Source organism: Pseudomonas cavernicola, from assembly GCF_003596405.1.
Classification (GTDB): domain Bacteria; phylum Pseudomonadota; class Gammaproteobacteria; order Pseudomonadales; family Pseudomonadaceae; genus Aquipseudomonas; species Aquipseudomonas cavernicola.
Map to the genome: position 1 here is coordinate 42443 of NZ_QYUR01000002.1, position 23430 is coordinate 65872.

The 23430-nt window shown below is 60.5% G+C and carries 23 protein-coding genes and 1 other RNA gene; 4 read left to right on the forward strand and 20 right to left on the reverse strand.

Annotated features, from left to right (window positions below; translation table 11 throughout):
* Positions 1-10 precede the first annotated feature (10 nt).
* The 15 genes from D3879_RS00520 to rsmI form a co-directional block, all read right to left on the reverse strand.
* Positions 11-886, reverse strand: coding sequence for a cell division protein FtsQ/DivIB (locus tag D3879_RS00520; protein ID WP_119952193.1), 876 nt, complete (start codon positions 884-886; stop codon positions 11-13).
* A gap of 4 nt (positions 887-890) precedes the next feature.
* Positions 891-1838, reverse strand: a complete 948-nt coding sequence (locus D3879_RS00525; protein ID WP_119952194.1) for a D-alanine--D-alanine ligase — start codon at positions 1836-1838, stop codon at positions 891-893.
* Positions 1835-3274 (reverse strand): UDP-N-acetylmuramate--L-alanine ligase, encoded by a 1440-nt coding sequence (murC, locus tag D3879_RS00530; protein ID WP_177412406.1) that lies wholly within the window; start codon positions 3272-3274, stop codon positions 1835-1837. The genes D3879_RS00525 and murC overlap by 4 nt, the downstream gene beginning before the upstream one ends.
* Before the next feature lie 28 nt (positions 3275-3302).
* Entirely contained in the window at positions 3303-4373 is a 1071-nt protein-coding gene (gene murG, locus D3879_RS00535) for an undecaprenyldiphospho-muramoylpentapeptide beta-N-acetylglucosaminyltransferase (RefSeq protein WP_119952196.1), read from the reverse strand.
* Positions 4363-5589, reverse strand: coding sequence for a putative lipid II flippase FtsW (ftsW, locus tag D3879_RS00540; protein WP_177412407.1), 1227 nt, complete (start codon positions 5587-5589; stop codon positions 4363-4365). Before ftsW ends, murG begins: the two co-directional genes overlap by 11 nt.
* An 11-nt stretch (positions 5590-5600) precedes the next feature.
* Complete coding sequence (murD, locus tag D3879_RS00545; RefSeq protein ID WP_119952198.1) at positions 5601-6962, reverse strand: UDP-N-acetylmuramoyl-L-alanine--D-glutamate ligase; 1362 nt, start codon at positions 6960-6962, stop codon at positions 5601-5603.
* 13 nt (positions 6963-6975) lie between these two features.
* Entirely contained in the window at positions 6976-8058 is a 1083-nt protein-coding gene (gene mraY, locus D3879_RS00550) for a phospho-N-acetylmuramoyl-pentapeptide-transferase (protein ID WP_119952199.1), read from the reverse strand.
* Positions 8059-9438: a UDP-N-acetylmuramoyl-tripeptide--D-alanyl-D-alanine ligase gene (locus D3879_RS00555; RefSeq protein WP_119952200.1), complete on the reverse strand. Its 1380-nt coding sequence runs from the start codon at positions 9436-9438 to the stop codon at positions 8059-8061. It lies immediately after the preceding gene.
* On the reverse strand, positions 9431-10894 hold the full coding sequence (locus D3879_RS00560; protein WP_119952201.1) for a UDP-N-acetylmuramoyl-L-alanyl-D-glutamate--2,6-diaminopimelate ligase: 1464 nt from the start codon (positions 10892-10894) through the stop codon (positions 9431-9433). Before D3879_RS00560 ends, D3879_RS00555 begins: the two co-directional genes overlap by 8 nt.
* Positions 10894-12630, reverse strand: coding sequence for a peptidoglycan D,D-transpeptidase FtsI family protein (locus D3879_RS00565; protein WP_420800892.1), 1737 nt, complete (start codon positions 12628-12630; stop codon positions 10894-10896). The genes D3879_RS00560 and D3879_RS00565 overlap by 1 nt, the downstream gene beginning before the upstream one ends.
* On the reverse strand, positions 12627-12920 hold the full coding sequence (gene ftsL / locus D3879_RS00570; protein WP_119952202.1) for a cell division protein FtsL: 294 nt from the start codon (positions 12918-12920) through the stop codon (positions 12627-12629). The genes D3879_RS00565 and ftsL overlap by 4 nt, the downstream gene beginning before the upstream one ends.
* The gene (rsmH, locus tag D3879_RS00575) at positions 12917-13858 is read right to left on the reverse strand and encodes a 16S rRNA (cytosine(1402)-N(4))-methyltransferase RsmH (protein ID WP_119952203.1); all 942 of its coding nucleotides are present in this window, start codon (positions 13856-13858) and stop codon (positions 12917-12919) included. The genes ftsL and rsmH overlap by 4 nt, the downstream gene beginning before the upstream one ends.
* Positions 13855-14310 (reverse strand): division/cell wall cluster transcriptional repressor MraZ, encoded by a 456-nt coding sequence (gene mraZ, locus D3879_RS00580; protein ID WP_119952204.1) that lies wholly within the window; start codon positions 14308-14310, stop codon positions 13855-13857. Before mraZ ends, rsmH begins: the two co-directional genes overlap by 4 nt.
* A 309-nt stretch (positions 14311-14619) precedes the next feature.
* An RNA gene (gene rnpB, locus D3879_RS00585) (RNase P RNA component class A) lies at positions 14620-14999 on the reverse strand.
* 40 nt (positions 15000-15039) lie between these two features.
* A complete protein-coding gene (gene rsmI / locus D3879_RS00590; protein ID WP_177412408.1) occupies positions 15040-15894 on the reverse strand; it encodes a 16S rRNA (cytidine(1402)-2'-O)-methyltransferase in 855 nt (284 codons plus the stop codon).
* A gap of 142 nt (positions 15895-16036) precedes the next feature.
* Here rsmI and D3879_RS00595 point away from each other — a divergent pair, with 142 nt between their 5' ends.
* The 4 genes from D3879_RS00595 (at position 16037) to D3879_RS00610 (ending at position 19570) form a co-directional block, all read left to right on the forward strand.
* Positions 16037-17848, forward strand: a complete 1812-nt coding sequence (locus tag D3879_RS00595; RefSeq protein WP_119952206.1) for a penicillin-binding protein activator — start codon at positions 16037-16039, stop codon at positions 17846-17848.
* Positions 17845-18219 (forward strand): YraN family protein, encoded by a 375-nt coding sequence (locus tag D3879_RS00600; RefSeq protein ID WP_119952207.1) that lies wholly within the window; start codon positions 17845-17847, stop codon positions 18217-18219. The genes D3879_RS00595 and D3879_RS00600 overlap by 4 nt, the downstream gene beginning before the upstream one ends.
* A gap of 230 nt (positions 18220-18449) precedes the next feature.
* Positions 18450-19043 carry a phosphoheptose isomerase gene (locus tag D3879_RS00605; RefSeq protein ID WP_119952208.1) on the forward strand — a complete coding sequence of 198 codons (594 nt, stop codon included), beginning with the start codon at positions 18450-18452 and terminating at the stop codon, positions 19041-19043.
* Positions 19040-19570 carry a BON domain-containing protein gene (locus tag D3879_RS00610; RefSeq protein WP_119952209.1) on the forward strand — a complete coding sequence of 177 codons (531 nt, stop codon included), beginning with the start codon at positions 19040-19042 and terminating at the stop codon, positions 19568-19570. Before D3879_RS00605 ends, D3879_RS00610 begins: the two co-directional genes overlap by 4 nt.
* A gap of 56 nt (positions 19571-19626) precedes the next feature.
* Here the strand turns inward: D3879_RS00610 and D3879_RS00615 are convergent, their stop codons facing one another.
* The 5 genes from D3879_RS00615 to petA form a co-directional block, all read right to left on the reverse strand.
* Positions 19627-20040: a ClpXP protease specificity-enhancing factor gene (locus D3879_RS00615; protein ID WP_119952210.1), complete on the reverse strand. Its 414-nt coding sequence runs from the start codon at positions 20038-20040 to the stop codon at positions 19627-19629.
* Positions 20041-20057: 17 nt separating this feature from the next.
* Positions 20058-20675, reverse strand: coding sequence for a glutathione S-transferase N-terminal domain-containing protein (locus tag D3879_RS00620; RefSeq protein WP_119952211.1), 618 nt, complete (start codon positions 20673-20675; stop codon positions 20058-20060).
* A 92-nt stretch (positions 20676-20767) separates the two neighbouring features.
* Positions 20768-21544 (reverse strand): cytochrome c1, encoded by a 777-nt coding sequence (locus D3879_RS00625; protein WP_119952212.1) that lies wholly within the window; start codon positions 21542-21544, stop codon positions 20768-20770.
* Positions 21544-22755: a cytochrome b gene (locus tag D3879_RS00630; protein WP_119952213.1), complete on the reverse strand. Its 1212-nt coding sequence runs from the start codon at positions 22753-22755 to the stop codon at positions 21544-21546. Before D3879_RS00630 ends, D3879_RS00625 begins: the two co-directional genes overlap by 1 nt.
* Complete coding sequence (gene petA / locus D3879_RS00635; RefSeq protein WP_119952214.1) at positions 22755-23348, reverse strand: ubiquinol-cytochrome c reductase iron-sulfur subunit; 594 nt, start codon at positions 23346-23348, stop codon at positions 22755-22757. Before petA ends, D3879_RS00630 begins: the two co-directional genes overlap by 1 nt.
* Positions 23349-23430: the final 82 nt, after the last annotated feature.

Consider the following 23430-nt stretch of genomic DNA (forward strand, 5'->3'; position numbering starts at 1 on the left):
TTCTCCTGATTTACTTCACAGCGACGGTTTTGCCCGTCACCGGCACTATCGGCTCACGCCACGTCACGGCCAAGCCGTTGGAGTAACGCAGGTCGATGCGCGAAATATTTGCGATCTGTTCTTTCAAATTCTTTTCGTAGATGGCGACGAAACGGCGCATTTTCTCGACCAAATGATCACGCCCCAGCAGCAATTCCAGGCTTTGTCCGGTGCTGTTCACGCCGGTGGAAAGGAACCAACTGCCACGCTCACGCAACTCCAGGCGGGCAACGGAGAAACCCAGCGGCCGCAGCATCTGACTCAGTACTTGGTATTGCTGCATCACCTGTTCCTGGGCACGCTGCGGGCCCACCAGTTGCGGCAAGTTTTCGTAATTCGCCAGCTCGCGCGGGGTAAACGCTTGGCCCTGATTGTTCAGCAAGGCCTCTTCGCCCCAACGCGCGACCGGCAGCTGTTCTTCCAGGCGGATGGACACGCGATCCGGCCAGACCCTGCGCACTTCGGCATGGGCGATCCAGGGCATTTGCTCCAGCTCTGCACGCATGCCGGCGAGGTCGACGGTAAAGAAACTCGCCGCCACATAAGGAGCGATGCGTTGCTGCACGGCTTGCTGGCTGATGTAGCTGAGCTCGCCACTGACACTGATCTTGGTGATTGGTCGGTCGGCATAGGGCAGCAAACGCTGCACCAACTCGTAAGTACCAAAGCCCAGTGCCAACAGCAGAAACGGCCAGAGCAAACGTTTGACCAGGCCAAAATTCGGCTTCGGCAGGCGCACCGACAGCGGTTCCTTGGCCACCATCCGGCTGGCACCCCGCTGCGCCGGCTTGCGCGGTGAGACGCGGCCGGTAACGGGTTGCTGATGACGGAGCGTGGCGCTGTGCATGGTCTTAACCTCGCGCCTCAACGCTGTCGGCCAGAATCGCCAGCACCAACTGCTGGAAATCCAAGCCAGCGGCGCGAGCGGCCATAGGAACCAGGCTGTGATCGGTCATGCCCGGTACAGTGTTCACCTCCAGCAGCCAGAACTTGCCGGCAGCGTCCTGCATCACGTCCGCGCGAGCCCAGCCCTGGATTCCCACGGCTTCACAGGCGCGTGCGGTCAGCTCTTTCAGCTCCAGCTCTTTCGCTGCATCCAGGCCACAGGGAATGCGGTACTGGGTATCCGAAGCCAGGTATTTAGCGTCGTAGTCGTAGAACGTGCGCGGCGTGCCCAGGCCAATCGGCGGCAGCACTTCGCCGCGCAGAACGGCGATGGTGTACTCGGGGCCGTGAATCCACTGCTCGACCAAAACCTGGGAGTCGTAAGTGCTGGCGGCCTGCCAGGCGACAATCAATTCGTCGACGTTGTTCACCTTGGCCATGCCGATACTGGAGCCTTCATGGGCCGGTTTGACGATCAAGGGGAAGCCCAGCTCCATAGCAGCCGACCGGCAGTCATCCGCGCTCGCCAGCACCGCATGCCGCGGCGTCGACAGCCCGAGGCTTTGCCAGACCTGCTTGGTCCGCAGCTTATCCATCGCCAGCGCCGAAGCCAGCACGCCGCTACCGGTGTAAGGGATTTCCAGGCACTCGAGCAGGCCCTGCATGCTGCCGTCTTCACCGCCGCGACCATGCAGCACGATGAAGGCACGATCGATCTTCTCGCTGACCAGGCGTTGCAGGAAATCATCCCCAACGTCGATCCCGAAAGCATCCACACCGGCACTCTGCAGCGCGTCCAATACGGCATTGCCGGACTTCAGCGACACCGCACGCTCGGCGCTCTTGCCACCGAACAGCACGGCGACGCGGCCAAAGGCCTGTGGGGCCAGGTTGGATTTCAATTCGCGACTCATTTGGACTTCCTCGCGGCGGCCGACTCACTGGCGCCACCGAACTCACCACCCGCAAACAAGGGACTTTGCAACAGTTGTGGGGCCAAACCGCCGATATCACCCGCGCCCTGGCAGAGCAGGATGTCGCCAGCGCGTAGCAGCGGCTTAACGATCGGCGCCAGCTCCGCGCCGCGCTCGATGTAGATCGGGTCGAGCTGCCCACGCTGACGGATGCTGTGGCACAGGTGACGGCTGTCCGCCCCGGGGATAGGCTCTTCGCCAGCCGGGTAGACTTCCATCAGCAGCAGGACGTTGGCATCGGCCAACACCTGAACGAAATCCTCATACAGGTCACGGGTGCGGCTGAAACGGTGTGGCTGATAGACCATCACCAAACGACGCTCCGGCCAACCGCCACGCACCGCCTTGATCACCGCAGCGACTTCGCGCGGGTGATGGCCGTAATCGTCGACCAACATCACGTTGCCGCCGTCGACTGGCAGTTCGCCGTAAACCTGGAAGCGCCGACCGACCCCTTGGAAACCCGACAGGCCCTGGACGATGGCTTCGTCGGTAATGCCTTCATCGGTGGCGATGGCGATGGTGGCCAGGGAGTTCAAGACGTTGTGGTTGCCCGGCATGTTCACCGAGACATCCAACGGTTCGCGCCCGGTGCGCAGCACGGTGAAGTAGGTGAGCATGCCGTCTTGGCGGATATTGATGGCGCGCACGTCGGCGTCTTCGCTGATGCCGTAGGTCATCGTTGGGCGGGCAATCAGCGGCAGGATTTCACGCACCACCGGATCATCCACACAGACCACGGCCAAGCCGTAGAACGGCAGGTTGTGGAGGAACTCGACGAAGGTTTTCTTCAGTTTGTTGAAGTCCCCTTCGTAGGTGCTCATGTGGTCCATGTCGATGTTGGTGACCACGGCAACCATCGGCTGCAGGTGCAGGAAGCTCGCGTCGCTCTCATCGGCCTCCGCCACCAGATAGCGACTGGTCCCAAGCTGAGCGTTGGTGCCCGCGGCATTCAGACGACCGCCGATCACGAAAGTCGGATCCAGGCCACCGGCAGCGAACACCGAGGCGATCAGGCTAGTCGTGGTGGTCTTACCGTGAGTACCTGCGACGGCGATGCCGTGGCGATAGCGCATCAGTTCAGCCAACATTTCCGCCCGCGGCACCACCGGGATACGGCGTTCCAGGGCAGTGGCGACTTCCGGGTTAGAGGTATTCACCGCGCTGGACACCACCAGCACATCGGCATGCTCGGCGTTCTCGGCACTATGGCCGATAAAGATTTGCGCGCCGAAGTTCTCCAGACGCTCGGTCACCGCAGACCTCTTGAGGTCGGAACCAGAGACTTGATAGCCGAGGTTCAGCAACACCTCGGCAATGCCGCACATGCCAGCACCACCGATGCCAACGAAGTGAATCCGGCGGATACGGCGCATTTCCGGTTGCGGGAAGGCCTTTTGGCTCTCAACCACGGGCCACCTCCAGGCAAATGTCCACCACCGTGCGGGTGGCGTCGGGCTTAGACAGGCGGCGGGCAGTGCTCGCCATATAGATCAGTCGTTCGGGATGCATCAAAACCTCTGTCAGGCGCTCGGCCAAATCGGCGGCACCGGTCGTAGCTTGCGGCAGCAGGAAGGCAGCGCCCTCCCGCGCCAGATAGTCGGCATTGCGGGTCTGGTGATCGTCGATGGCGTGCGGCAATGGCACCAACATCGACGGCAGCCCGGCGGCAGCCAGTTCACTGATGGTCAGCGCGCCAGCGCGGCATACCACCAGGTCGGCCCAGGCATAGGCGCCAGCCATGTCTTGGATAAAGGGGGCGACGTGAGCCTGCACGCCAGCGGCGCGATAACGGTCTACCGTCACCTCAGCGTGTTGCTTGCCGGCCTGATGGACCACTTCCGGACGCAACTCGGCCGGCACTTCACCCAAGGCCTCTGGCAGCAGCTTGTTCAGCGGTTCGGCACCGAGGCTGCCGCCGAGAATCAGCAGGCGTGGCTTACGGTTTTGCAAAGCGGGCCGCGGAGTTTCCAGGAACAGCTCTTCGCGCACCGGGTTGCCGGTGGTACGGCGTTTGGCCGAGGCACTAAACGTATTCGGAAACGCCTCGCAAACGCGGGTCGCGAAACGCACCAGACTGCGATTGGCCGTCCCGGCCACCGCGTTCTGCTCGTGAATGATCAACGGCACACCGGCCAGTTTCGCGGCCAGCCCACCAGGGCCAGTGACGTAACCGCCCATCCCAAGCACGCACACCGGGCGCAGCTTACGGACGACTCTGCGCGCCTGGAACAAGGCCCGGACCAGACTGAAGGGTGCTTTCAGCAGCGCCAACGGGCCTTTGCCACGCAGCCCGCTGACACTGATCAAGTGCAGTGGCATACCAGCCTGCGGCACCAACTCGTTTTCGATACCACGTGGAGTGCCCAGCCAATGCACGTTGTAGCCACGCGCCTGAAACTCACGCGCGCAGGCCAACGCCGGGAACACGTGCCCACCGGTGCCGCCCGCCATGATCAGAACGTTAGCGGCCATGGGCTATCTCCTCAGCGCGTTTATCTTCGGCAAAGTCACTCTCGACGAAGTCGACATCCTCGCTCCCCAGCACCGTGCGCCGCTCCCACTCGATGCGCAGCAGCAAGCCAAGACAGGCACAGCAGATCACCAACGAGCTACCGCCGTAACTGAGGAACGGCAAGGTCAGGCCCTTGGTTGGCAGCAGGCCGACGTTCACCCCGATATTGATCAGAAACTGACCAATCCAGAGGAACGCCAGACCATAGGCGACATAGGCGGCGAAGAACTGCTTGGCCTTCTCCGCCCACAGCCCGATATACAAGGCCCGCACACTCACGAAGACGAACAGGCCAACGGTGGCCAACGCCCCGACCAGACCCAGCTCTTCCGCCAGCACCGCGAACACGAAGTCGGTGTGGGCTTCCGGCAGGTAGAACTGCTTCTGGATGCTATTGCCCAGCCCCACTCCCAACCATTCGCCGCGACCGAAGGCGATCAGCGCCTGGGTCAACTGATAGCCGGAGCCAAACTGGTCGGCCCAGGGATCGGTGAAGGTCACCAAACGCGCCATCCGATAAGGTTGCGCCTGCACCAACACGAACACTGCGCCAACGGCCAAGGCGACCATCAAGGAGAAGCGGAACAGCCCCACGCCACCGAGGAACAGCATGGCGGCCGCGGCCCCCATCATCACCACGGTGGCGCCGAAGTCCGGCTCCATCAACAGCAGGCCGGCCATCGGCAGCAGCACGATAAAAGGCTTGAAGAAACCCATCCAGCTCTCGCGAACTTCTTCTTGGCGGCGTACCAGATAACCGGCGAGGAAGATCACCACGAACACCTTGGCCAGTTCCGACGGCTGCACGTTGAATAGGCCGAAGCCGATCCAGCGCATCGAGCCGTTCACTTCGCGGCCGATGCCTGGCACCAGCACCAGCACCAGCAAGCCAAAGGCAGCGACCAGCAACATCCAACCCATGCGCTGCCAGGTGGCCAGCGGAATGATCATCATCAGGCCTGCCGCGCCAATGCCGATCACGATGTAAACCAGGTGGCGGATCATGTGGTACAGCGGATTGCCCGATTGCACGGCCGCGACTTCCGAGGACGCCGAGGTGATCATCACCAGCCCTAGGCCGAGCAGCGTCAGGCAGCCCGCCAGCAGCGGGAAGTCCAGGTCGATGCCGCGCCGGCTAAACAGCGGCGACGGGTAAGGACGGAGGATTCCCAGCAGTGACGTAAGCATCAGGAGAGCGCCTCCACCGCTTGGGCAAACAGGCGCCCGCGCTCTTCGAAATTCTTGAACATGTCCAGGCTGGCGCAGGCTGGCGACAACAGCACGGCATCGCCGTCCTGAGCCAGTTCGGCGGCTTTCTGCACTGCCTCGTCGAGGGTTTTCACGCGAATCAGCGGTACGCCATCGCGCCCGTCTTCACCACCCAACGCCTGTGCGAGCAACTCCGCATCACGCCCGAGGAGCAAGACGGCGCGGCAATGTTTGCCGACTGGCGCACGCAGAGCCGAGAAGTCAGCACCCTTGCCGTCACCACCGGCCACCAGCAACAGTTTGCCGGCGATATCCGCTCCCAGCCCCTCGATGGCCGCCAGCGCGGCGCCCACGTTGGTGGCCTTGGAGTCGTCGTAATAGCTCACCCCAGCCCGCTCACGCAGCCATTGGCAGCGATGCGCCAGGCCGGTGAATGCGCGCAACGCTTGCAGCATCGGCGCGAACGGCAGGCCGACCGCATGGCCGAGCGCCAAGGCGGCCAAAGCGTTGGCCTGGTTATGCGCGCCACGGACTTTCAGTTCGCGCACCGGCATTAGCGCTTCGAATTGGAAGGCCAGATGCTTCTCGCCCCCCTCCTCGATCAGGCCGAAACCTTTGAAGTCCGGCTTGTTCAAGCCGAAAGTCCAGCACGGCACCTGCTCACCGATCAACGGGCGCGACAGGCCATCCTGGCGGTTCACCACCACTTGCCGAGCACCGCGGAAGATCCGGTGCTTGGCCTGGTGATAGGCTGGCAGACCGCTATAGCGGTCCATGTGGTCTTCGCTGATATTCAGCACGGTGGCCACTTCCGCATTCAGTTGCTCGGTGGTTTCCAGCTGGAAGCTCGACAGCTCGAGCACATACAGCTCAACGTCATCGTTCAGCAGCTCCAGCGCCGGGGTACCGAGGTTGCCGCCGACAGCGACCTTCTTACCGGCGGCTGCAGCCATCTCGCCGACCAGAGTGGTCACTGTGCTCTTGGCGTTGGAGCCGGTGATGGCAATGATCGGCGCCTTGGCGTGGCGGGCGAACAGTTCGATATCGCCCAACAGCTTCACGCCGCGCACGGCCGCCTGCTGCAGCGCCGGAGTGGCCAGTGCCAGACCAGGGCTGACGTAGAGTTCGTCGGCACGGCAGAGGAAGTCCACATCCAACTCGCCACAACGCACTTCGACCTGCGGAAACTGCTCACGAATGGTGGCCAGCTCCGGCGGGTTCTCGCGCGTGTCAGCGACAGCAAAGCGGATGCCCTGGCGCGCGAAAAAGCGCACCAGCGACATGCCGCTCTTGCCGAGGCCGACAACGATGCGGAAGTGGTCAGTAGCGATCAGGCTCATGGGTTCCTCGTCCTTAACGCAGTTTCAGAGTGGCTAGACCGATCAACACCAGAATCACGGTGATAATCCAGAAGCGCACGATCACGCGCGGCTCCGGCCAGCCTTTCAGTTCAAAGTGGTGATGAATCGGTGCCATGCGGAACACCCGCTTGCCGGTCAGCTTGAAGGAGGCGACCTGGATCACCACCGACAGGGTTTCCATGACAAACACCCCGCCCATGATGAACAGCACAATTTCCTGACGGACGATCACCGCGATGGTGCCCAGCGCGGCGCCAAGGGCCAAGGCGCCGACGTCCCCCATAAAGACTTGGGCCGGATAGGTGTTGAACCAGAGAAAGCCAAGACCAGCACCGACCAGCGCGGCGCAAAACACAATCAGCTCGCCAGAGCCAGGCACGTACGGAATCAACAGGTATTCGGCGAACTTCACGTTACCCGACAGGTAGCAGAAGATTCCCAGCGCGCCGCCGACCATCACCGTGGGCATGATTGCCAGGCCGTCGAGACCATCGGTCAGGTTGACCGCGTTACTCGAGCCGACAATGACGAAGTAGGTCAGGATGACGAAGCCGATACCCAGCGGGATGCTGACATCCTTCAGGACCGGCAGGATCAAGGTGGTTTCCACCGGGTGGTGCGCGGTCATAAAGAGGAAGAGCGCGGCGCCCAGACCGAACACCGACTGCCAAAAGTATTTCCAGCGGCTTGGCAGACCTTTCGAGTTCTTCTCGATCACCTTGCGATAATCGTCGACCCAGCCGATGCCACCGAACAGCAGCGTAACGATCAGGACAACCCAGACATACCGATTGGACAAATCCGCCCAGAGCAAAGTGCTGATGGCGATGGCCGAGAGAATCAGCGCGCCACCCATGGTCGGCGTACCGGATTTCGACAGGTGCGATTGCGGGCCGTCGTTACGAACCGACTGACCAATCTGGCGGATCTGCAGGGTGCGAATCATCCACGGACCCAGCCACAGCGACAGCGCCAGCGCGGTGAGCACGCCCAAAATCCCACGCAAGGTCAGGTATTGAAAGACCGCGAAGCCCTTGTAGAACTGTTGCAGATACTCCGCCAGCAGCAGCAGCATTTAGTGACTCCCCTCGCTGGTACCGCACAAAGCTGCGACGACTTTTTCCATCGCCGCGCTGCGCGACCCCTTAATTAGAATGGTGGTGTCGCCCTGTTCGGCGCCCAGGGCTACGATCAGGCTGGCCTGGTCGACGAAATGGCGACCGCCAGCGCCGAACGCCGCGACGGCATGCGCCATCAGCGGGCCTACGGCATACAGAGCGCTAACCTTGCCAGCGGCATAGGCGCCAACGTCGCGATGCCCCTGCTCGGCCCAGTCGCCCAGTTCGCCGATATCTCCGAGGACCAGAACGGTTCGCCCGGAAAAGCCGGCGAGTATATCAACGGCCGCACACATGGATGTCGGGTTGGCGTTGTAGCTGTCATCGATGACGCGCATGCCGTTCGTCGCCAACTGAGCTACGGCGCGGCCTTTGACCGGTTGCACGCTTTCCAGCCCAGCCACGATACCGACCAGCGGCACGCCCAGGGCGAACGCGGCGGCGGCGGCGGCCAGTGCATTGGTGACGTTATGCACACCAAGCAGATTGAGTTGAATCCGCGCGCTACCGGCTGGGCTATGCAGGCTAAAGGCCTGGCAACCGCGGGCGTCACGGCTCAGTTCGCTGGCGTGGAAATCCGCCTTGAGGTTATCCAGCGCGAAACTCAGCACCTTGCGGGCTTTGGCGCGCAACTGCCAGGTCGCGAACGCTTTATCGTCCAGATTGAGGACCGCGACCCCTGTTGCAGAGAGCCCATCGAGGATCTCACCCTTGGCCTGGATGATCTTCTCCGGCCCGCCAAACTCGCCAACATGGGCGGTGCCGGCGTTGGTGATGATGGCCACTTGCGGCCGAGCCAGGTTGACTGTGTAGGCAATCTCGCCAATGCGCGAAGCACCTAGCTCAATCACTGCGCCGACATGCTCCGGCACCAATTCCAGCAAGGTCAACGGCACGCCAAGGTCGTTATTCAGGTTGCCGCGGGTCGCCAGTACTGGGCCACCGCGCCCAGAGATACCCGTGCGGAGGATGCTGGCGAGCATTTCCTTGACCGTGGTTTTGCCGCTGGAGCCGGTGATTGCCGCCAGCGGACCAAGGTAAGCCTGGCGATTCAAGGCGGCGAGCTGCCCCAGCGCTTGACGGGTGTCATGCACGACCAGTTGCGGTAGCCGCACTCCGGCTACTTCGCGTTCGACCAGAGCTGCCACGGCGCCTTTTTGCGCCACTTCGTTCAGATACGAGTGGCCGTCGAAACGCGGACCGGTCAGCGCGATGAACAGCTGACCCGGTTGGATCGCACGGCTATCGGTGCTGACCGCATCAAACTGCGCGTCTTCACCGACCAGACGGCCCCTCAAGGCCGCAACGATTTCACTCAAACACAGGGCTTTAAGCATGCGCCACCTCCCATGCAGCCAAGGCTTTGCCGGCCTCGTCCAGATCGGAGAACGGCTGACGCTCCCCCTTGATCTCTTGATAGTCCTCGTGACCCTTGCCGGCCAGAACGACCACGTCCGCAGCCTCGGCACCAGCGATCAACTGAGCGATGGCCTGACCGCGACCGTAGACGAAGCTGGCCCGTTCAGGCGCCGTCAGGCCCGCACGGATGTCGGCGAATATCTGCTGCGGCGCTTCACCGCGCGGGTTGTCATCGGTGACCAACACGCCATCGGCCAAACGTTCGACCACCTCGGCCATCAATGGACGCTTGCCGCGGTCACGGTCGCCGCCGCAGCCGAACAGGCAGAGCAGACGGCCCTGAGTATGTGGGCGCAAGGCTTCGAGGACTTTTTCCAGCGCATCAGGGGTGTGCGCGTAATCGACCACGACCAACGGCTGCTTGCCGCCACCCAGGCGCTGCATACGCCCAGCCGGACCTTGCAGCTCTGGCAGGACTTTGAGAATTTCGTCCAGCGGGTAGTCCATCCCGAGCAAGGCGCCGACCACCGCCAGCAGGTTACTCAAGTTGAAACGCCCGAGCAGCGAGCTGCGCAAACTGCCTTCACCTTTCGGCGTGACCAGCTTGGCGCGTACGCCATGATCATCGAAATGCGCATCACTGCAATACAAGTAAGCGCTGGGGTCGTCCAGGCTATAGGTGATCAATCGGGATTCCTGGACCTCAACAGCCAGCTGGCGGCCAAATGCATCATCCAGATTCAGCACCCGGCAGCGCAGACCCGGCCAGCTGAGCAGTTTGGCTTTGGCCGCACCATAGGCTTCCATCGAACCGTGGTAATCCAGGTGATCGCGCGACAGGTTGGTGAACACCGCCACATCGAACGCCAGGGCAGCGACACGGCCTTGTTCCAGCCCGTGGGAGGAAACCTCCATCGCCACCGCTCGTGCACCGGCCTGTTTCAGGTTGGCCAACACCGCCTGCACGCCGATCGGGTCCGGCGTGGTATGGCGACCCAGTTCCAGAGCATTGTGAAAGCCCGTACCGAGAGTGCCGACAATCCCGCAGCGCTCGCCAAAGTGATCCAGCGCCTGGGCGAGCAACTGGCTGACACTGGTTTTACCATTAGTACCCGTCACACCAACCAGATGCAGGGCGCGGCTTGGCTCACCGTAGAAACGCCCGGCAATGGCCGACAACTGCCCCGCCAGATTCTTCAATGGAATTAACTGCGCGCTGCTGGCCGTCATCTCCGCTGCGCCTTCGGCCTCATAGGCCACGGCGGCGGCACCACGAGCGATGGCGTCGGAGATATGCACACGACCATCCTGCTGGCCACCCGGCACGGCGAGGAACAGATCACCGGGACGCACCTTGCGGCTATCCAGGGTTAGTTCGCGGATCAGCACCGAGCTTTCAGCCTCGGGCAACAACTGGTTCAGCGGCATAGGCATCAGCGTGTCACTCCCTGACCCGTCGTAGTGGCGACCGTGGCCTGCTCGACCGGCGGTAGCAAGTTGTCCGGGGCAATGTTCATCAGGCGCAAAGTGCCGGCCATCACTTTGCCGAATACCGGCGCCGAGATCAGGCCGCCGTAGTAGGCGCCCGTGCTGGGTTCATCGATCACCACAACCATGGCGATGCGCGGATCGCTGATCGGCGCGAAGCCGGCGAACAGCGAGCGATAGGCATTTTGGGTGTAGCCTTTGCTACCCACGGTGGCCTTGCGTGCGGTACCACTTTTGCCGGCCACGTGGTAGGCCGGCACCTTGGCACGGAACACCCCACCGGGTGCCTCCACCACCTGCTGCAACATACCCTGCACGGTTCTGGCGACACTCTCGGGGATCACCTGAACACCCTCTGCCACACTGCGGTCGGCACGGGTCAGGGTCAGCGGCACACTGCGCCCGTTGTTGGCCAGGGCGGAATAGGCATGGGCGAGCTGGATCGCCGTCACCGAAAGGCCATAGCCATAGGCCAGGGTGGCGGTTTCCGCTTTCGGCCAGACGCGGTGGTTGGGCAGATTGCCAACCCGCTCGCCCGGGAAACCCAGGCCGGTATCCTGCCCCAGTCCGACCTGCTGCATGACGCTGTAGATCGACTCGGCACCGATATCGAAGGCAATCTTGCTCACCCCGACGTTGCTCGACTTGATCAGGATGCCGGTCAGGTCGAGCACCCCTTCATTTTTCGACACATCGCGGATGGTGTACTTACCGATCTGCAAGGTTCCAGGGTAGACATCGACCGTGTCGGTCGGTTTCCAGCGGCCACTTTGCAGAGCCGCGCTAATAGAGAAAGGCTTGACCGTCGAACCCGGCTCGAACACGTCGATCATGGCACGGTTACGCATCATCGCCGGCTGCAGGTTGCGGCGGTTGTTCGGGTTGTAGGTGGGCTGATTAACCATGGCCAGTACTTCGCCAGTCTTGACGTCGAGTATCACCAGACTGCCAGCCTTGGCGCCGAACTCGGTCAGGGCGTTGCGCAACTCGCGGTGCGCCAGGTATTGCAGGCGCAGATCGATCGACAAGGCCAGAGCCTTGCCGGCCTTGGCATTCTGGGTAACCTGGACATCCTTGATCAGGCGCCCGCGGCGATCTTTCAAGACCTGGCGCTTGCCCTGCACCCCGGCCAGCCATTCATCGAACGCCAGCTCAACGCCTTCGCGCCCGCGGTCGTCGATGTCGGTAAAGCCCACCACATGGGCGGTAACCTCGCCGGCCGGATAGAAACGGCGAAACTCTTCGATAGCGTAAACACCCGGCACCTTGAGATCGAGGACGACCTCACCTTGCTCAGGCGTCAAGCCGCGCACCAGATACATGAACTCGCGCCCGGCGCTCTGCTCCAGACGCTGAGCGAAAGCTTTCGGCTCCTGGCCAAGCGCCGCCGCCAATGCCGGCCAACGATCACGTGCGGCTTGCAGCTCCTTACCATTTGCCCACAACGTGGTGACCGGGGTACTGACCGCCAGAGGTTCACCATTGCGATCAGTAATCAAGCCGCGGTGCGCAGGAATCGGCACGTGCCGCACGCTACGCGCATCACCCTGACCTTTAAGAAAGTCATGGTCGACCACCTGCAGATCGATGATTCGCCAGGCGATAGCACCCACCATCACCGCGAGCAAGGCGAGCACCACGCGGAACCGCCAGGGATAAAGCGCGCCTTCGAGCTTCATCATGGCGCCACCATCTGCACTTCGGCCGGCTCAGGAATGCGCATGCTCAGCTGCTCACTGGCCAGGGTTTCGATGCGGTTATGAGCCGTCCAGGTACTTTGCTCAAGAATCAGGCGACCCCATTCGGCCTGAGCCTTATCGCGCACGCTGAGTTCGGCATAAAGCGCATTAAGCAGTTGACGATTCCAGTGCGAGCTGTAGGACACGGCAATCGCCGATACCAGCACGCCAATAAACAGCGCGAGCATCAGCAGGCTGCCGCCCGGCAAGGGCTTAGCAAAGGCGCGACTCACCGCAGCTTCTCCGCCACGCGCATAACCGCGCTGCGCGCACGTGGATTGGCCTTCAGTTCGGCCTCCGAAGCGAATTGCGGCTTACCAAGCACCTTGATCCTCGGCTCAAAGGCAGCAAAACGGACCGGCAGATCACGCGGCAGGTTGTCTGCCTCGCCTTTTACATGGCGCCGCATAAACAGTTTAACGATGCGGTCTTCCAGTGAATGGAAGCTGATCACTACCAGCCGCCCACCGATTTCCAGAGCCTCCAACGCGGCGTCCAGACCACGCTCAAGGTCACCCAACTCGTTATTTACATAGATACGCAACCCCTGGAAAGCACGGGTTGCTGGATTTTTGCCCTTTTCCCAAGCCGGATTAGCGACTTTGAGCACCTCAGCCAGGTCGGCCGTACGCTCGAAAGGCTTCTCTGCACGGCGCAGAACTACCGCGCGCGCCATACGCTTGGCGAAACGCTCTTCGCCGTATTCTTTAAAGACGCGAGCAATTTCCTCTTCGGCTGCACTGGCGATCCATTCAGCCGCGCTAATACCGCGAGTCGGATCCATGCGCATATCCAGCGGACCGTCATTGAGGAAGCTAAAGCCGCGCTCAGCATCATCCAACTGCGGCGAAGAGACGCCTAAATCCAGCAACACCCCTGCCACCCGGCCAGTCATATTGCGCGCCGCAACTTCCTCGCCCAACTCCGCAAAACTGCGCTGCACAACGACAAAGCGGCCGTCTTCGGCCGCCAGCGTTTCCCCAGTCGCTATCGCCTGCGGATCTTTATCGAAACCAAGCAAACGCCCATCGGGGCCAAGTTTTTCGAGGATCAGCCGGCTGTGCCCGCCGCGCCCAAATGTGCCGTCCAGGTAGCAGCCATCCGCGCGCACGGCAAGAGCCTCAACGGCTTCATCAAGCAATACGGTGATGTGGCGAAAGCCGCTAGTCATAGGATCAAATCACGCAGTTCGTCCGGCAGACCGCCGGGTTGTTTAATGGCCGCCAGGTCCGCATCAGCAACAGCGTTCCAGGCGTCCTCATCCCACAGTTGGAATTTATTCAGTTGACCGACCAGCATCGCGCGCTTGTCCAGCTTGGCGTACTCACGTAGACGCGGCGGCACCAGGAAGCGACCACTACCGTCCAACTCCAGATCCACGGCATTGCCGATCAGCAAGCGTTGCAGGCGACGGGTTTCTTCACGCAGAGAGGGCAGCTCACGGAGCTTGGCTTCAATCAGCTCCCACTCGGGCAGCGGATAAACACATAAACAAGGATCGATAGCATCAATTGTGACGATGAGCTGGCCACTCGAACGCGAAACGATCTCGTCCCGATACCGACTTGGCATCGCGAGTCGCCCTTTGGCGTCGAGAGATATGGCGTTAGCTCCGCGAAACAATGCTGCGCTCTCCCACTTTGATTAGCTGTCCATGCCCAAAAAACCCACTTCATGCCACTTCATGCCACTTATGCACACTATAGGAATGCGGCCACCCCACCGTCAAGGCGCGCCAAGAGGGAAAAATCCTTATAGGACGGCAATTTAGCGAGCTCAGGAGGGGTTTCGGCGAGGCTTTTAGAGGTCTTTTCGAGGGCGAAATTCAACCAACTCAGTGAGCTGAAGTTCAAACTTAAAGTAGTTTGTTAAGAGTAAGATTTTTTCGGTATTAGAAATGCGATGCGGGAGGTGAAGCAGATAGAAGAAAAGGTGGAGAGTCGATCTGTAAGCCGGGTTCTGTCGAGGACAGTCATTCCTCTACGACGGCCATCACTGGACGCCTTTAGCAACCTACCCGGATCCAGCGCGGGCCACGCCAATGGATCCCTATTTGGTCTTGCTCCGAGTGGGGTTTACCTAGCCACGCACTGTTGCCAGACGTGCGGTGCGCTCTTACCGCACCTTTTCACCCTTACCGGCGCCGAAGCGCTTAGGCGGTTATTTTCTGTGGCACTTTCCGTAGGCTCACGCCCCCCAGGCGTTACCTGGCACTCAGCCCTATGGAGCCCGGACTTTCCTCCCTTCCACTTCGCGCAGCGCACTATAAAGAACGCGGAACGAAATGAAACAGCGACTGTCCGATCGACTCTCCGCCGCCTAGGGTAGCGGCAGGCAGGCATGAGAACAAGCTTAAACGTCTTTCTGCCGATCAAGCGCCACCTGATAGAGCAAGTTTTTGCGCACCCCGGTAATCTCTGCCGCCAGTGCCGCCGCACGCTTCAGCGGCATCTCCTTGAGCAACAGATCAAGCACTCGCAAGGATTCCCCACTCAAGGCCTCGTCACCTTCCGGCGCCTGCCAGCCCGCCACCAGCACCACGCACTCGCCGCGTTGGTGATTGCTATCAGCCGCCACCCACGCGCGCAACTCTGCCAACGGCAAGCCTTTCAAGGTCTCGAAAGTCTTAGTCAGCTCACGCGCCAACACGGCCATGCGCTCACCACCAAAGACCGCCTCTAGATCTTCCAGACACTCCAGTATTCGATGCGGCGCCTCATAGAAAATCAGCGTACGCGATTCTTCTTTTACCAACTCAAGCCGGGCACGCCGCCCCACCGCCTTCGCCGGCAAAAAACCTTCAAAGATGAAACGATCCGATGGCAAACCTGCGGCTGACAGTGCTGCGATGAGCGCACAAGGGCCAGGCACCGGCACGACGACAATGCCCGCCGCCCGCACCTGGCGAACCAGATGGTAGCCAGGATCGGAAATCAGTGGAGTACCGGCATCAGAAATCAGCGCGACGTCATCCCCTGCCTGCAAGCGGGCCAGGAAACGCCCGCCTTCATCACGCTCGTTATGCTCATGACAAGCCGCCAGTGGCGTGGCAATACCGAAATGCTGCAGCAAACGGATCGAATGACGCGTGTCCTCTGCGGCAATCAGCGCCACACTCCGCAACACCTTGAGCGCACGCGCACTGATGTCATCCAGATTACCGATGGGCGTCGCCACCACATAAAGCGTGCCAGTAGCGGAATTCAGAGCACCTGGAGCGGTCACAACGCACACCTCATGGATCACATAAAGCGGGCATTGTAGCCCGATTCACACCATCAACATCGCGCCCCCGGCGGGGCTTGGGTACAATTCGCCCTTCATTTGATCAAGTATCAGGAACGCTTACATGATCGCCTGCCTGCGACCGCTCTCCGCCCTCTGCCTCGCCGGCCTGCTGGCTGCCTGTGCCAGCTCGCCCTCGTCCAGCCTTGGCGAACTGCCACGCACCCCTGAAGCCAGTATTGAGCAGTTGCTGCAACAAGCCACTGAAAGCCAACCAGAGCAAGCCGCTCTGCTGCGCTTATCCGCTGCCGACCTGGCCTATAACCAGAAGGATCTGGGGCGCGCCACCAGCATCCTTGAACAGGTACCACTGGATAGCCTTAAACCTGCCCAGCAGATTTTCGCCAACACCTTGGCCGCCGAGCTGGCACTCGCGCGCAACAAACCAAAATCCGCCCTGCAAGCACTTGACCATCCAAGCCTGGGACGCCTGAGCGAACTACCGGTGGAACAGCAGGCGCGCACCCAACTGGTTCGCGCCCGCGCTCTTGAGGCCGATGGCCAGACGCTGGCGGCAGCTCGCGAACGGATCTTTATCGCGCCACTGCTCAGCAGCGAAGCCGCCAATGCCAACCATGAAGCCATCTGGGCGCTGGTCGCAGCACTGCCACCCGAGCAACTTCAAGACAGTGGCGATGCCGACCTGACTGGCTGGTTGCAACTGGCGCGGATCTCGAAGAGCGTCGGCAGCCTGGAACAACAACAGGCCGCCATCGACACCTGGCGCCAACAGAACCCGCAACACCCAGCCGCCCAACAACTGCCGCTCCCACTGAGCAAACTTAAAGAACTGGCCAGCCAACCGCTGAGCAAGATCGCCCTGCTGTTGCCGCAGGAAGGCCAACTGGCCTCGGTCGCTCGCGCCCTCCGCGACGGATTCCTCGCCGCCCACTACCAAGCCCAGCAAGCTGGCCAAAACCCTCCCGCCATCGAACTGTACGACAGCTCGCAACTGACTTCGCTGGACGACTTCTACCGCCAAGCTCAAGCCGCGGGCGTACAACTGGTGGTCGGCCCACTGGAGAAGCCGCTGGTCAAACAGCTCAGTGAACGCGAACAACTGCCAATTACCACCCTTGCCCTTAACTACAGCGAAGCCGGTCAGGAAGGCCCAGCGCAATTGTTCCAATTCGGTCTCGCGGCCGAAGATGAGGCTCGCGAAGCAGCCCGTCGGGCCTGGGCCGATGGCATGCGCCGCGCCGTGGCACTGGTACCGCGCGGCGAATGGGGCGACCGCGTACTCGGCGCCTTCCGCCAAAGCTGGCAAGCTGCAGGTGGAAGCCTGATCGCCGCAGAGCACGTCGATCAGCCCGTCGAGCTAGCCCAGCAAATTGCTGATCTGTTCCAGCTGCGCCAGAGCGAAGCCCGCGCCAAGCGCCTGCAAAGCACTCTCGGCGTAGCGATTGCCGCGCAGCCAGCGCGCCGTCAAGACGTCGACTTCATCTTCCTAGCCGCCACTCCACAGCAAGCGCAGCAGATCAAACCGACCCTAGCCTTCCAGTACGCCGGCGATGTGCCGGTCTATGCCACCTCTCACCTATTTACCGGCAGCAGCAATCCGGCCCAGTATCTCGACCTCAACGGCATTCGTTTTTGCGAAACGCCCTGGCTACTCGACGCGAATGACCCACTGCGCCAACAAGTCAGCAGCCAGTGGCCCCAGGCTGCCGGCAGCCTGGGCAGGCTCTATGCCATGGGCGTCGACGCCTATCGCCTAGCACCCCGCCTGAGCCAGCTCAAAGCTCTGCCAGACAGCCGCGTCGACGGTCTCTCCGGCAGCCTCAGCCTAAACCCGACGCAACGCATAGAACGCCAGCTACCTTGGGCCGAGTTCCGCGACGGCCAGGTCCAACGCCTTCCCGACAGTATCAATTGATCGATAACAACAGCCGCCAAACCAGTGGCCGGGCGGCCGAAGCTCTGGCCCGCCAACATCTGGAGCAGCACGGCCTGCGCCTGCTGGCGCAGAACTGGCTGTGCCGACGCGGCGAGCTCGATCTGGTCATGCTCGACGGCGATACAGTAGTATTCGTCGAAGTACGCTACCGGCGGCATGCCGCCTGGGGCGGTGCCCTGGAGAGTGTCGATGCGCGCAAGCGCGGAAAACTCGCCGCCGCCGCAGAACACTTTCTGCAACAAGAGTCGCGCTGGGCTAAACATCCCTGCCGTTTTGATGTCGTAGCCATCAGTGCCAACGGCAACTCAACGGCAAAACCGAACTGGATCCAGAACGCCTTTGACACCTGAGCAAGCCCAGCGCAATTCAGCCTGACACGACAAGAGAACTGCAGGCCCGGTCACCACAGGCGCCCCACGCGCCCTGGCCGCCCGATCCGTGCAGAGCAAAACCCGAGCACAGCCTCGGCGAAACCACAGACCCCGGTCTGCGATTGCCGAGCGATACACCCTTGCAGCAGATGGCCTCCGACATAAGCTTGAAGCCACCTGATCAGCAGCCACACTGAAGGTCATATCTGATGGACATGCAATCCCGTATCCGCCAGCTTTTTCAGGCCAGTATCGACACCAAGCAGCAAGCCATGGAAGTGCTAGTACCGTTCATTGAGCAAGGCAGCCTAGCGATGGTCCACGCCCTACTCAACGAGGGCAAGATCCTTTCATGCGGCAACGGTGGCTCGGCTGGCGACGCCCAACACTTCTCCTCCGAACTGCTCAATCGCTTTGAGCGCGAGCGCCCGAGCCTGCCGGCGATAGCCCTGACCACCGACAGCTCGACCATCACCTCGATCGCCAACGACTACAGCTACAACGAAGTGTTCTCCAAGCAAATCCGCGCCCTCGGCCAGCCGGGCGATGTGCTGCTAGCAATCTCCACCAGCGGCAACTCGGCCAACGTGATCCAGGCTATCCAAGCGGCCCACGACCGCGAGATGGTCGTGGTCGCCCTCACCGGCCGCGACGGCGGCGGCATGGCCTCGCTGCTGCTACCAGAAGACGTGGAAATCCGCGTACCGTCGAGAGTCACCGCACGCATTCAGGAAGTCCACCTACTGGCCATTCACTGCCTGTGTGACCTGATCGATAGCCAACTGTTTGGGAGTGAAGAATGACCCGCTCGCCACTAATCCTTGTCGCTCTGGCACTCAGTTTCGCCCTCGGCGGCTGCGGTAGCCGCTCGTTCGGCAATAAAATCGATGACCAATTCATCCCCTCAGAGGTCAGCGACAAAATCGCTAAAGCCAATCCAGACCTGGCAGTGGGCTCGCACATAGTCGTGACCAGCTATAACGGCGTGGTGCTGCTCGCCGGCCAAACGCCACGCAGCGAACTGAAAGGCATGGCCGAACAGGCCGCGCGCTCAGTACAGGGCGTGAGGAAAGTGCACAATGAACTACAGGTTATCCAGCCATCTTCCGCCCTGGCCCGCAGCAACGACGCCTTACTAACCACCAAGATCAAGACCCAGATGCTTACCGACAACAGCATCTCCAGCTCGCGGATCAAGGTGATCACCGAGAACGGCATTGTCTACCTTCTGGGTCTGGTCAGCCGCCAAGAGGCCACCAATGCTAGCAACTTGGTGCAAGGCGTATCCGGCGTGCAAAAAATCGTAAAACTGTTCGAGTACATCAATTAAGCCGACGACGTATCTCTGACACAAAAAAGGCGATCCGAGGATCGCCTTTTTATCGGCTACTTAACCACTTTCAAACTGGGTCGCCCACTCGGTCTGGGCGGCTCACCACCGGACGGACCATCATCGTCCGGCCCAGAGTCCGGCTCTTCATCCACCACCGGCGACTCCAAATCGAAGACCATGCCTTGACCGTTCTCGCGAGCATAAATCGCCAACACAGCCGTGGAGGGGATATACAAGGTGTGCGCCGCCCCACCGAAACGGCCCTCGAAACTCACCGCCTCGTTATCCATATGCAAATGGCGCACAGCGCTCGGCGAGGCGTTCAGCACTATCTGGCCGTCGCTGGCAAAGCCCTGAGGCACCTGCACGCCGGGATACTCGGCGTTGACCAACAGATGCGGCGTGCAATCGTTATCAACAATCCATTCGTAGAGTGCACGAATCAGATAAGGACGACTGGAGTTCATCGAAAGCTCCTTCAGCTTTAGCGCATATCGCGCTCGACGCCAGACAGACTGACCTGGAAGGCCTCGCGGGCAAACTGACGCTCCATGTAATCCAGTAGCGGCTTGGCTGGCTTGGGCAACTCGATCCCTAATTTCGGCAAACGCCAGAGGATCGGCAACAGACAACAATCTACCAAACTCAGCTCATCGCTGAGGAAGAATGCCTTATCGGCGAACAGTGGCGACACACCTGTCAGGCTTTCGCGCAACTCCTTGCGCGCCTGAATTCGGGCCGGTTCCTTGCTGCGCGGATCAAGGATCAGATCCACCAGAACACACCAATCACGCTGGATACGATGAATCAGCAGCCGGCTATTCGCCCGCGCCACCGGGTAAACCGGCAACAAGGGTGGGTGCGGATAGCGTTCGTCCAGATATTCCATCACGACAGTCGATTCATACAACGCCAGATCACGATCGACCAAGGTTGGTACGCTGCCGTAGGGGTTCACTTCTGCCAGCTTGGGTGGTGTGCGACCCGGTTCGACATTAATGATCTCGGCGCTTACACCCTTCTCGGCGAGCACGATACGTACGCGATGGGAATAGTGGTCGGCGGGGTCGGAGTAACAGGCCAACCGGTTGGTCACGCCCATGGCGGTCCTCCTCGCTTGTTAAAGTTATCAGAAGCAGAAAAACGTGCGCGCCCAAAGCGGGCGCGCACGTCAACAGCGGAAAAAACAGCTTATTAATGCACGTCCTTCCAGAATTCGCGCTTGAGCAGATAGGCAAACACGAAGAAGAAGGCCAGATAGAGCAGCACATAGGTACCAATGCGCTGGCTTTGCAGTTTCACCGGATTGGCCGAGTATTCCAGGAAGGTCACCAGATTCTTAACCTTCTCGTCGAACTCCGCCTCATTCAGCTTGCCGGTCTTCGGCAGCACAGTCAGCTGATCGCAGGCTTCATGAGTAATCGGCGTACCGGTCAGCGGGTCATACTGCTTCTTACCCCCGTCAACCGCTTGCACCTGCTTGCAGCCAACTACCTGGCGACCTTGCAAGCCAACCAGCACGTTAGGCATACCAACGTTGGGGAACACCTTGTTGTTCACACCCCAGGGCCGCGCCGGATCTTCATAGAAGTTACGCAGATAGGTGTACAACCAGTCAGTGCCACGCACACGAGCAACCAGAGTCAGATCCGGCGGTGCAGCACCAAACCAGCTCTTGGCATCAGCCGGCTGCATGCCGATCTTCATATGATCACCGATTTTCGCACCGGTGAACACCAGGTTTTCCAGCATCAACTCATGTGGAATCCCCAGATCATCAGCGACACGTTCGTAACGCTGGAACTTGGCACTGTGGCAACCCATACAGTAGTTGGCGAATGTCCGCGCGCCATCCTGCAGAGCAGCCTTATCGGTCAGGTCAATATCGACCTTGTCCAACTCATGGCCTCCGGACGCAAAAGAGACAGCCGGCAGTACAGCGAGAATCAATGCAGCAAATAGCTTTTTCATCAGCCAGTCACCCTTTCCGGAACCGGTTTGGTCTTCTCAAGCTTGGTGTAGAACGGCATCAGGATGAAATACGCGAAGTAGAGGAACGTACACACCTGCGACAGCAGCGTCCGCTCCGGAGTCGGCGCCAGAACACCCAGCACACCGAGAATCACGAAGGAAACGCAGAACGCCAGCAACCAGATCTTGCTTAGCCAACCCTTGTAGCGCATGGACTTGACCGGACTCCGATCAAGCCACGGCAGCACAAACAGCACTGCGATAGCGGCGCCCATGGCAATTACGCCCATCAGCTTGTCTGGAATCGCCCGCAGAATCGCGTAGAACGGCGTGAAATACCAAACAGGCGCAATGTGCTCGGGAGTCTTGAAGGCGTTAGCCACTTCGAAGTTGGGTTTCTCGAGGAAATAACCACCCATTTCCGGAAAGAAGAACACGATCGCGCAGAAGATAAACAGGAACACCACTACGCCGACGATATCTTTCACGGTGTAGTACGGGTGGAACGCGATACCGTCCAGCGGGACACCGTTCGCATCCTTGTGCTTCTTGATATCCACACCATCCGGGTTGTTCGAGCCCACTTCGTGCAGCGCCAGAATGTGCAGCACAACCAGGCCAAGCACCACGATCGGTAGCGCGATCACATGCAGCGCAAAGAAGCGGTTCAGCGTGATCCCCGAAATCAGATAGTCACCACGGATCCACTGAGTCAGATCGTCACCGATCACCGGGATCGCACCGAACAGCGAGATGATCACCTGGGCACCCCAGTAGGACATCTGCCCCCAAGGCAGCAGATAACCCATAAAGGCTTCAGCCATCAACGTCAGATAGATCAGCATGCCGAAGATCCAGACCAGCTCACGCGGCTTCTGATAGGAACCGTAGAGCAGACCACGGAACATGTGCAGATAAACCACGATGAAGAACGCCGAAGCACCGGTCGAGTGCAGCAGACGCAGGATCCAGCCGTACTCCACATCACGCATGATGTATTCGACGGAGGCAAACGCCTCTTCCGCCGATGGGGTATAGCTCATGGTCAGCCAGATGCCAGTGACGATCTGATTGACCAGCACCAACAGTGCCAAGGAGCCAAAAAAGTAGAAGAAGTTAAAGTTTTTCGGTGCGTAGTACTTGCTTAGATGGTCTTCCCACATTTTGGTGGCGGGAAAGCGCGCATCAATCCACTCCATGAATTTGCTCATCAGGCCTTCTCCTGGTCCACACCGATGACAATGACATCGTCCGACTCATATGAGTGCGGCGGCACTGGCAGATTCAAGGGGGCGGGTTGTGACTTGTAGACACGACCGGCGAGATCATAACGGGAGCCGTGGCAAGGGCAGAAATAACCACCCACCCATTCAGCACCGAGATCTACCGGCGCCACTTCTGGGCGGAAGGACGGGGAGCAGCCCAAATGCGTGCAGATACCGACCAGCACCAGGATTTCCGGCTTGATCGAGCGCACTTCAGGGTCCACATAAGTGGGCTGAGTTGACGCTTTGGATTCCGGATCGGCCAATCCCCCCTCGACCTTGACCAGGTTACCGAGAATCTCCTCAGTACGGCGCACGATAAACACCGGCTGACCACGCCACTCAGCAATCATCTGCTGTCCAGGCTCAATCTTGCCGACATTCACCTTCACCGCAGCCCCTGCGGCCTTGGCCTTGGCGCTCGGGAACCATGACCCCACGAACGGGACCGCAGCACCCACCGCTCCTGCAGCACCCACCACGGAAGTGGCCGCCACCAGAAAGCGACGCCGGCCTGCATTCACGCCGTCATTGCTCATTCAGTCGTCTCCCATCAGCTTTGTGGCCTGTTATTCAGGCATCTACTAAGTAAAAATCAAGCCGCGCAAAAAATTTGCCAAA